Annotated in this window: 12 protein-coding genes; 6 read left to right on the top strand and 6 right to left on the bottom strand. The window is 35.2% G+C overall.

What is annotated here, in order from left to right; translation table 11 throughout:
* The 3 genes from EGI31_RS06770 to EGI31_RS06760 all read left to right on the top strand — a co-directional run.
* On the top strand, positions 1-423 hold a 423-nt coding region (locus EGI31_RS06770), incomplete at its 5' end, for a hypothetical protein (protein ID WP_255036434.1).
* Entirely contained in the window at positions 420-752 is a 333-nt protein-coding gene (locus EGI31_RS06765; RefSeq protein WP_255036433.1) for a hypothetical protein, read from the top strand. The genes EGI31_RS06770 and EGI31_RS06765, both read left to right, overlap by 4 nt.
* Complete coding sequence (locus EGI31_RS06760; protein ID WP_255036432.1) at positions 679-1,017, top strand: hypothetical protein; 339 nt, start codon at positions 679-681, stop codon at positions 1,015-1,017. Before EGI31_RS06765 ends, EGI31_RS06760 begins: the two co-directional genes overlap by 74 nt.
* Before the next feature lie 59 nt (positions 1,018-1,076).
* Here EGI31_RS06760 and EGI31_RS06755 read toward each other — a convergent pair whose 3' ends face one another.
* From EGI31_RS06755 to EGI31_RS06730, 6 genes are all read right to left on the bottom strand, one after another.
* Complete coding sequence (locus EGI31_RS06755) at positions 1,077-1,265, bottom strand: hypothetical protein (protein ID WP_255036431.1); 189 nt, start codon at positions 1,263-1,265, stop codon at positions 1,077-1,079.
* Between the two features lie 398 nt (positions 1,266-1,663).
* Positions 1,664-1,933 carry a hypothetical protein gene (locus tag EGI31_RS06750; protein WP_255036430.1) on the bottom strand — a complete coding sequence of 90 codons (270 nt, stop codon included), beginning with the start codon at positions 1,931-1,933 and terminating at the stop codon, positions 1,664-1,666.
* A gap of 4 nt (positions 1,934-1,937) precedes the next feature.
* Positions 1,938-3,038 carry a hypothetical protein gene (locus tag EGI31_RS06745; protein ID WP_255036429.1) on the bottom strand — a complete coding sequence of 367 codons (1,101 nt, stop codon included), beginning with the start codon at positions 3,036-3,038 and terminating at the stop codon, positions 1,938-1,940.
* A complete protein-coding gene (locus tag EGI31_RS06740; RefSeq protein ID WP_255036428.1) occupies positions 3,016-3,573 on the bottom strand; it encodes a hypothetical protein in 558 nt (185 codons plus the stop codon). The genes EGI31_RS06745 and EGI31_RS06740 overlap by 23 nt, the downstream gene beginning before the upstream one ends.
* 151 nt (positions 3,574-3,724) lie before the next feature.
* Positions 3,725-3,901, bottom strand: a complete 177-nt coding sequence (locus tag EGI31_RS06735) for a hypothetical protein (RefSeq protein ID WP_255036427.1) — start codon at positions 3,899-3,901, stop codon at positions 3,725-3,727.
* 12 nt (positions 3,902-3,913) lie between these two features.
* On the bottom strand, positions 3,914-4,231 hold the full coding sequence (locus tag EGI31_RS06730) for a hypothetical protein (protein ID WP_255036426.1): 318 nt from the start codon (positions 4,229-4,231) through the stop codon (positions 3,914-3,916).
* 101 nt (positions 4,232-4,332) lie between these two features.
* On the opposite strand from EGI31_RS06730, the gene EGI31_RS06725 reads away from it, so the two are divergent.
* The 3 genes from EGI31_RS06725 (at position 4,333) to EGI31_RS06715 (ending at position 8,599) form a co-directional block, all read left to right on the top strand.
* Complete coding sequence (locus EGI31_RS06725; RefSeq protein ID WP_255036425.1) at positions 4,333-4,695, top strand: hypothetical protein; 363 nt, start codon at positions 4,333-4,335, stop codon at positions 4,693-4,695.
* A gap of 644 nt (positions 4,696-5,339) precedes the next feature.
* Positions 5,340-6,983: an RNA-directed DNA polymerase gene (locus tag EGI31_RS06720; protein WP_255036424.1), complete on the top strand. Its 1,644-nt coding sequence runs from the start codon at positions 5,340-5,342 to the stop codon at positions 6,981-6,983.
* A 2-nt stretch (positions 6,984-6,985) separates the two neighbouring features.
* Positions 6,986-8,599, top strand: a complete 1,614-nt coding sequence (locus EGI31_RS06715) for a DNA polymerase (RefSeq protein ID WP_255036423.1) — start codon at positions 6,986-6,988, stop codon at positions 8,597-8,599.
* The last annotated feature ends 182 nt before the right edge of the window (positions 8,600-8,781 follow it).

Genomic DNA, 8,781 nt, shown 5'->3' with positions numbered 1-8,781 from the left:
GGCAATTATGCCGCTTACGGTTTTAAAGCCGGAAGCAATTATTTGACACCGGGAAAAGGTTACGCCGGGAATCACTTGTTTAGTGGCATAATTCAGCAAGAAAACGAGGTAAGAGCGGATTTTTTGAACATTACGCCGTATGATCTCGTAGCTACCATAACAAGCGGCGTTGCGAACTATCAGAAGATTAATCCATTTGATCGCCCGGGCTACACAAACCCCGGAACAGATCAAGAGATAGAGGCACAATTAAACAATGCGTTCATATTTGCGGCCAATAATCCACGGGTACCATTTTTAAACAAATACGCCGGTAGTGAAAACGTAGAATGTGCAAAACCATTTATGCCGATACGCTTACCAAATGGAAGCATTGATAATAGTCAAGTATTGTTGCATCGTAAAGTAATTTTAGGGCTATGACAAAGAAAACATTAATATTCCTATCCAAAGCATTTGACAAAATCGGGAACATCAAACCCATTTTTGCAATATTGGCTTTTATTCTTTTCATGGTAGGGCGTGACATAGCCAAACAAGTATTTAGGCCAATAACCATTAACTCGGCAAACATCAGCAAGCGAGAAACCCAAAACCAAATATTAATTGAGAATGAAAACATTAAAAAAGCATTTCAGAGAATCGAGGTCTATAATTATAATCTTGATTCTTGCAAATATGAACTTGTTTCTATTCAGTACCGCAAACGGTCAAACCTCGATACCTTACAGTCGTTCTTCAATAACTATTGATAGTGCCAAAGCCGAAAGGATACAAACCGACCTTTTGCAGTTAAGAGTATATAAGGAAATCGCCCGGTTTCAGGATAGCATTATAGTAGAAACAAAAACATTATATCTTTCAGAGCGTAACAAAAACGCCACCACCACCAAACGCAATGAAACCCTAGAGCGAGAAAAGAAAGTTTTAAAGCGGCGTTTGGTTCTTCAGACATTAGAAATTTGGGCTTACCGGGTGGGCATAGTTGCGGGAACTTATTTTATTTTAAAGAATTAGGGTTTTAACATTTTTCAGAGTATCACTAAAAAGCCCCGCTATTGGCGGGGCTTTTTGTTTTAAGGTTCCTCTATAAATTCGTTTAGTTCCTCCGTTTGGGTTTGAATGTAATCTTTGTACATCAATATTTGCTCGGCGGCGGCGGGGTCGGTTTCTTTTTCGTCATCGCTGATATTTTCCAAAGTGGCACAAATATTTTCTAATTGACTATGTATTTTTTGCAGTTTTTTTAAGTTTCTAATATCCATCACTTAGGCCATTTTTTAGGTTTAAAAATTAAAGAAAGGTTTTCGAGTAACAATCTAAGAGGAAAACAGATCATCCAAAATAAAGTAAAGAACAATCTTGGTTCTTTGTTGACTTTTTGGCACCTCAGGTAATAAATATGAATAGCCAACAACGACCACCACGCACAAAGCCCCAAATAAATTATTAGGTGCCATATTATTATTTCTTGTATTGCGATCATTTTTTTAATTGTTGTTGTTTAAGTTTTTCTAACATTTGATCGAAACAGATTAAAAGCTTTTCGGATTCTGTTCTTAGTTCCGGTTCCCAACCGTGCCGCTCATTTATATGATTCACAAATTGTTCTCTAGTTTCTTTACAATATTTGATAAAATCGGGTTTTACACAACTCATGTTATTAATCTTTAGCGTTGAAAAATTCCTTTGAACTAAGTTTAAACCTTATAAATAGATCATCTTTCATGTAATCTATTTGGTAAACGAAACTAGAGCCGGGCTTTTTGATATTCCAAAATTGATATATACCATTTGCGTTATCGCCGGATTTTAAGTAGCCCGTTGTTGTATCAAGTAGAACACGGAGCGGCCAAATTTTCTTTATATCGGCAATCAAAGCCGCTTTGAGTTCCGCAATTGGGGCGGGGTGGGTGTTTGATAGTGTTTGCATTTTCTTAATCTTGTTTAGTTTTAAAATATTGATTGTCTTTAAGTTCGATTAGTCCGTGTTCTAGGTACTTTTTGAGTTGTTCCCTTACGTACTTACTTAGGGTTTTGGAATCTACACCGTCCTTTTTTATAGTATTGTCGTAGTTTTTAATTCCATCATAAACCCCAGGTTTATCTAGGTAGGTATTGACGGCAAATATTTGGTTTACGGCATCCCGCCATTTATTGATTTTATCCTCAAGGGTTTTCTGTTTTAGTGCTAATTTTTCGTCATCACCTAATACTCGAAAATCCTCTTCGAAATTATCCCATTTGTACGCTATCTCTTCAAAGTCAGAATCCTCACGGGCATAGCTACATTCTAGCGTATGTGTTCCGTCGGTTCTATCCTTTTTGTTATTGGCGGCACCCACGGCTTTTTTGTCGAAAAACGCCCCAATATGCCCCATGGACTCGCCGCCCGGTTTGGAGTGCATCACGGCCACCGTGCTAACGGTTTCGGGTATGATCTGAGAATACAAATCGTAAAATTCTTTTGCTTCGACCTCGTCATTCATAGACTTTACAAAGTCCACCAAACCGTCTAACATTATGAGATAGATTTTATTAGCTATTGGCATAATCTCCTCTTTTAGAAATTGTACCCGTTCTTTGGCGGTTAATCGCTTAAGATTGTAGAACAGTAGGTTTTTTGGCGGTTCGATTAGTTCGGCCTTTTTCATTACCCTATAAAAAAACTTTTGGGTTCTAGCCCGGCTTTGTTCGTTGTCTAGGTAGATCACATATTTATCGGGCGGGCATTTGACCGTGTTAATATGAAGAAACCGGGCGGGGTTTAGATTTACTTTATCGTCATCTACAAAAGCCGTTGCAAGTACATTGTTTAGTACAATAGACTTTCCGGTTTTCTTCATTCCGGTCATCATAAAAATTCCGTCCTCACAACACATAATAGAACCGTTAATGTACAAAGTGGGTACCATTGGCGGAATATCGGTTGTATTGTCTATTTTAAAATCAGACCATCTAACGGCGGGCTTTTCGGGCGTGGGTTCGGTCAAGGTTTGGCCGTCTAGGAGTGCATCAGTTAGATTTTTTTTGCTCATTTTTTAATCGTCTATAAACGTTTAGGAGTTTCATAAATTCAGCGAAAAGGTTTTGTTTCAATTGCTCAAACTCAAAGCCTTGTTTTTCGCTTGCGGTTAGGTTTTGAAAGCGTTCTATGTAGTAATCCATCTCTTTACATAGCCGGTCTAGTATGTTATCCCGGAAGTCCACGGGTTCGGTTAGAATCTTAAGGACGGAATCAGAATTGCGGAACGCTTCAAATTTCCTTTCTAGAGCCTTTTTGGTTTTGGTTTCAAATTCCGCTTCCATTTGGTCAATTTTGGCGTTCCAATCGCCCACCTTTTGAGCCTTTGCCGGGCTTGCATCTATGCTAAGGGCTTGATAGGTTTTGAGTTCCGAAATCAAGTAATTGAAGAATCGTATTTCTTGCATACCCTCTAGTATTTTGGTTTCTTCCCATTTCTTCAAAAAACCTTTTTCCGCCCGTGCTTTTTTCTCAAAACTTTGCAGATCAATAAATTTCAATTGCAAATGTTTATCAATAGCGGCCATTTGTTCGGCGTGGGTTTTCATACTCAGATATTAATTGTTTTATCTTTAAAAGACTTAAAGCCAAAGAACAAACCACCTATTAAGTAAAAAAAGCCCATCGTTATAATGAGGGTGACGGCAGAGATTAGGACAAACGGGGCTATTATTACGCCCACTAGGATATAAAAGGCTTTCATAATGTTACGGCAGTTTTGGCGGTTTCTTGAATGAGTTCTTTGAGTTCGGCCACCCGGTTTTTTAATAGGGTTCTTTCAATCTTGATAGCGGTCAACTCACTTTTAAAAGTGTCGTTTTCGGAGGTCAATTTTTTAATAGTGTCTTGAAATGCTTGACGTTCTGAGGTTTGCATAATTTTGTAGGGTTAGAGATTATAAGTTTCTTCAATTTGGTTAATGTAGCTTTGGGGTAATTGGAACACCCTAACGGCCTTAAGTTTGGCCGAAAATTCATGCTCATATTCTCTAATTATTTTGTCAGGGAATACAAGTTCATCGCATACGATTTGCCAAAGGACTAGATCAATTATTTGCGGTTTACGCAAACGGGCGTAAAACTGAGGGCGGGTAAGTCCGAAAAACTTAAACCATTCTACACGGAAGTGTTTTTGCTTTTCTTCGATACTTTCAAAATAGTACTTTTCGAGTGGTGAAAAAGGTAGGGCTTTAATTGGTTCGCTCATTACTTGTATTGTTTTTGTTAACACTTTGTATTAAATTTCTTTACAAATGTATGTAAGATTATTCGGACTATGCAAGCATATTGTGTAATATTTTTAAGACAATGCAAAAATTAAAAGACATCATCGACCAGCGTATTGCCGCTAAGGGCTATACTAAAGATTTAATTATCAATGCAATAGGTATGAGCCGGGCGGGTTGGTATTCGGCCTTAGAAAAAGAAAGTTTTAGTCTGAAAAATTTCAAAAAATTGTCTGATTTATTAGACATTGAACCAAACAAATACTTTGAGTATGGAAGCGAAATTGATATATATCAATTGAAAGAGCCTGAAATTCCTTACCGTAAAGTAAAAAACTATACTAATGAAGTGTTAAAAAGTGAGGGTTCAGAGAGTGAAACGGTAAAGGAGTTATTGAAACAAAACGCAGAACTGATAGCCATAATAAAGAATCTTACGAAATGAAACTAAGAACAAAATTAGTAACATCATACATAACAATCTTATTATCAATTATTTATAACATTCCCGTAGGGTCACAACATGTGAAGTGAAAAAGCGAAAGCCTTGGTAGAAATACCGAGGCTTTTTCTTTTGTGTAAAATCTAAAAATACTCTCCACTTTCACGAAACACAATTGTCTGGCTGAGCTTGTCGAAGCCACTCTTTCGCCTTGAACACCATAAATTCCTCAGAAAATATTATTGTACTTTAAAATACATTAATTACTCAAGATTCCCACAAATCACAAAAATCCTCCAAACCATTTTAAGCACCCAAGAGCCGTCTGATAATAAACTATTGATGACCCTCATTCAGAAAAAAATATCTCTTATATTTGAGCTATAAAAAATAAGTTCGCACGCTGGAATGCAATATTTTCTTGATTACATGCAAAAAAAATTAACAACTACTCTCATTTGTATTCAAATTTATTACATAACTGAAGCAAATACTATGCATATTAAGTAGGAATTCTAAGATATAACGGAAACCAGTGACAGTACCGCAGGAATCGAGAATAGCTTAATAAAAAATCTCTCAATTCGTTATTTGTACCTGGGATAAACATCTTTAATTACGTTTCCATAAGAAAAGCTTCTCTTGAAATGAAAAAAGAAATAACAATAAAAGGTCTCAGCTTGAATATTGATAGAGCGATCAAAAGGGTAAAGCTTGACCTGAAAGACGATTGGTTTCAAGACCCTTTGAAATACGATGACCTTCTAAATCTTGAGTTTGTTCTTAAAAAATTAGCAAAGTATGATGGTAAGATGGAGGATTACAAAGCAGGTAGAGCTACACATGTTGACATTCCAAAACCTGGCTTTACCATTCGTTATTCATCCGAGACTGATATTATTGACCGAGTAGTTTTCCAAGCATTAGTAGATGTGATTGCTGACGATTTAGACCAACTGCATAGCAACCATATATACTCGCACAGAGTGAATACGAAACGAGAAGATGAAAAATATTTCTTTCGCTATGCAGTAGAAGAATGGAGAAAATTCATTACCGACACTTCCTTAGAGTTAGGTTCTGAAAATAATGTTTTGTTACTTACTGACTTGACAAATTTTTATGAGAACATTGGAATAAAGGATTTAATGGATGTCCTTGACTTATTTATTCCGACAGGTGCAAAAGAAAATGATTACAAAGTTTGCATTGACATGCTCAAATCAATTCTTGAAAGTTGGAGTGAACGCAATACCAAAAGAGGTATCCCTCAAAACAGAGATGCTTCTTCTTTCATTGCAAATATATTTCTTCACCCCGTTGACGATGCAATGCAGAAAGCAGGATACAAATATTTTCGCTACATGGATGATATTCGTATTGTTTGCAAAACAAAATTTGAAGCGAAACGAGCATTAAAATGTTTGATATTAGAATTGAGAAGAAAAGGGTTGAATGTAAATTCTAAAAAGACAATAATTCTTGATTATGATAATGCAAAGGATAGAGAGGGAATAGAAAAGAGTTTCCAGAACCCAGACAAAAAAATTGAACAAATTGAAGCGTTCTTAAAATCAAGGAACGCAAGAGATATTCAAATCGCTGTTCCAATGCTAAGAACAAAGGTTCTTAGTTTAATTGATAATGACAACACATTAGATAGAGAGTTTCGCTATTGCATAAACCGACTTGAAAGAATTGCAAGAAATGAAAAGTTAGCAGAGAAAATTGACTTCAATCCAATCACCAAAAGAATCCTTAGTGAACTAGTTGACCAACCTTGGAGCACCGATACTTTCGCTAGATATCTAAACAGTGTGAAGTTATCCGATGAGGATATTCAAGTGATAAAAGGTTTGCTTTTAGACAAAGAAAAAAATATTTATGAATGGCAGAGTTTCTATTTATGGTGCTTACTCACACGGCATGAGTATAAAGAAGCCGAATTAATTAAAGCAGCGAGAAGCAACATTGAATCTCTAAACGATATTCCTACAACCGCTGCATCATGTTTATACCTTGGTGCAAACGGAGACCCGAATGACAAAAAGTTTATTGCAGAAAATTTCAAGCGTTTTGGTGACCATTTAACGCAAAGATTTGCTTTAATAGCAGTAAAAGACTTGTCTTATACCGCTATTATAAAACCTCATGTTCAAGATCATATCCTTGACAGTTATAAAGAATCCTATAAGCCCCTTTCTGAAAAATATAAAAACCAATATTTATTGCCAATTGAAAAGCTCCAAGAAGATGACATTTATGAAGATCTTCCAGACGACATATCCTAACTATGAAATATTTTCTAATCTATACGACAGACATCTCAGACAAAGGAACGCAACCAATATTTATTGGTTGTGAAGAAGGTTCGCAACCTCAAATTGTTTCTTTAGATAAAATTAATTTCAAAGTAACAGAACTAATCGTTTTTAATGCTTCACCATTAATTGACTACTTTAGACAGAATAGAATTGACTTACCTAAAGGTTTCATCGATGTTTTCCAGATCTACAAACTGATCAAAGGGAAACCAACAAGGTATCACAGACATTCTGAACCACAAGTTTTATGGAGTATTTTCAATGAGTTCATAGAAGATAAAGAAGAACTAAAAAAGGTTATTGACACCTTAAACTCTTCTTCGAAAAAAATCATTGAGACGAAAGCCGAAAATAATTTGGTTATATTCGCCTCCTACTTGATACAGGTTTACTCATTATTACTTATTGAATTAACAAGCAGTAGCGAAAGTGAAAGATACGAAAACATTGAAAAACCTTTCAACAATATTCTTGCTTCACGACAACATCAAGGAATATTTTTAAATCAAATTAAATTAAATGAAAAAATTGAAATAATCAGCAAGGAATTAAACGAATTAAATAAACGAATCCGATACGAATACAACATATTTAACCCGCAGAATACATCGGAGGTAAAATCTGCATTGCAAAGAAACAATTTTGCCTATCTATCTAAAATAATAAAAGCCGTAGATAAAAAATCGTTTTGGAATTTTATCAAGACAGGTTCAGAGCAAAATGAATTTCTTAAACTTCTTTATGATGCTTATAGAATTTCCTTTGACAAAAAGAGTTTAATTAAAATCATTGTAGAAGATGACGGAAAAGTTTATCCTGTTTTTGATTGTTGCGGAACAGTAACATCAAGAACCCAAGTAAGGATGCCACATATTCAACAATTAAAAAAAACATCAAGAGATATTTTTTCCGCAAAAGAAAATTACACTTTGCTTTACGCAGACTATTCGCAATTTGAGCCAGGAATCTTGGCTAACTTGGCAGAAGATGAAAAATTAATTGAGTGCTATAATCAAGAGGATCTTTACACTTCTCTAAGTGTTGAACTTTTTGGCAATAAGGACTTGAGACCTTTTTGCAAAATAATATTTCTCTCCTTCATGTATGGAATGTCAAGCACAGGTTTAGAAAGCTTAGTAAAAGATTTCTTTCACGAACAAGGGATCGGTAAAAAAGAGGAACTCCAAAACTTTTTTGGGAAGTTCACTAGCCTTATTCCTTATAAGACGCAACTACAAGAAATTGCTTTCAGAGAAAAAAGGATTTGTAGCAGTTTAGGAAACTTCAGAAACTTTGAAATCCCTAATTCCAAGAATCATTTACCCAACAAGGTAAAGCGATGGATTTTAAGTCAAAAAGTACAAGGTACAGCTTCCTTAATCTTGAAGACCGCAATAATGAATTGTTGTAGAGATACCGAAATTGAATTTTTAATACCAATGCACGATGCTGCCTTATTTCAAGTGCCCATCGAAGTTGTTGATCAAAAGAAAGTAATAATTAAAGATGAATTTGAAAAAGCAATGCTCCTATATTGTCCTAAACTTAAGCCAAAGGTAATATTTAAAGAATTTACTGAATAAAAGCTTGCATATAAAAAAACTATTGGATAGAATTTAGGTAATTAAAATGGAATTATATCACACCAAATCAAAAAATGAATGGCTTACTAAAAAAGCAAAAGACTATGGAAGCTTAGTAGAAAAGCGGGGAATTTACATCAATTTGGTTTTGAATTTCAAATTAACCGTTCGAATGTTTGACA

The organism is Lacihabitans soyangensis (genome assembly GCF_024343775.1).
In the GTDB taxonomy this organism is placed as follows: Bacteria; Bacteroidota; Bacteroidia; order Cytophagales; family Spirosomataceae; genus Leadbetterella; species Leadbetterella soyangensis.
The sequence above is the reverse complement of the archived record's forward strand: the minus strand, read 5'-3'. Positions and strand labels throughout refer to the sequence as shown.

What these genes read in the sequence shown, in the direction of transcription:
- EGI31_RS06745 (WP_255036429.1), bottom strand. Translation starts at nt 3,038, where the DNA reads ATGAGCAAAAAAAATCTAACTGATGCACTCCTAGACGGCCAAACCTTG.
- EGI31_RS06725 (WP_255036425.1), top strand. Translation starts at nt 4,333, where the DNA reads ATGCAAAAATTAAAAGACATCATCGACCAGCGTATTGCCGCTAAGGGC.
- EGI31_RS06730 (WP_255036426.1), bottom strand. Translation starts at nt 4,231, where the DNA reads ATGAGCGAACCAATTAAAGCCCTACCTTTTTCACCACTCGAAAAGTAC.
- EGI31_RS06735 (WP_255036427.1), bottom strand. Translation starts at nt 3,901, where the DNA reads ATGCAAACCTCAGAACGTCAAGCATTTCAAGACACTATTAAAAAATTG.
- EGI31_RS06765 (WP_255036433.1), top strand. Translation starts at nt 420, where the DNA reads ATGACAAAGAAAACATTAATATTCCTATCCAAAGCATTTGACAAAATC.
- EGI31_RS06715 (WP_255036423.1), top strand. Translation starts at nt 6,986, where the DNA reads ATGAAATATTTTCTAATCTATACGACAGACATCTCAGACAAAGGAACG.
- EGI31_RS06760 (WP_255036432.1), top strand. Translation starts at nt 679, where the DNA reads ATGAACTTGTTTCTATTCAGTACCGCAAACGGTCAAACCTCGATACCT.
- EGI31_RS06720 (WP_255036424.1), top strand. Translation starts at nt 5,340, where the DNA reads ATGAAAAAAGAAATAACAATAAAAGGTCTCAGCTTGAATATTGATAGA.
- EGI31_RS06750 (WP_255036430.1), bottom strand. Translation starts at nt 1,933, where the DNA reads ATGCAAACACTATCAAACACCCACCCCGCCCCAATTGCGGAACTCAAA.
- EGI31_RS06740 (WP_255036428.1), bottom strand. Translation starts at nt 3,573, where the DNA reads ATGAAAACCCACGCCGAACAAATGGCCGCTATTGATAAACATTTGCAA.
- EGI31_RS06755 (WP_255036431.1), bottom strand. Translation starts at nt 1,265, where the DNA reads ATGGATATTAGAAACTTAAAAAAACTGCAAAAAATACATAGTCAATTA.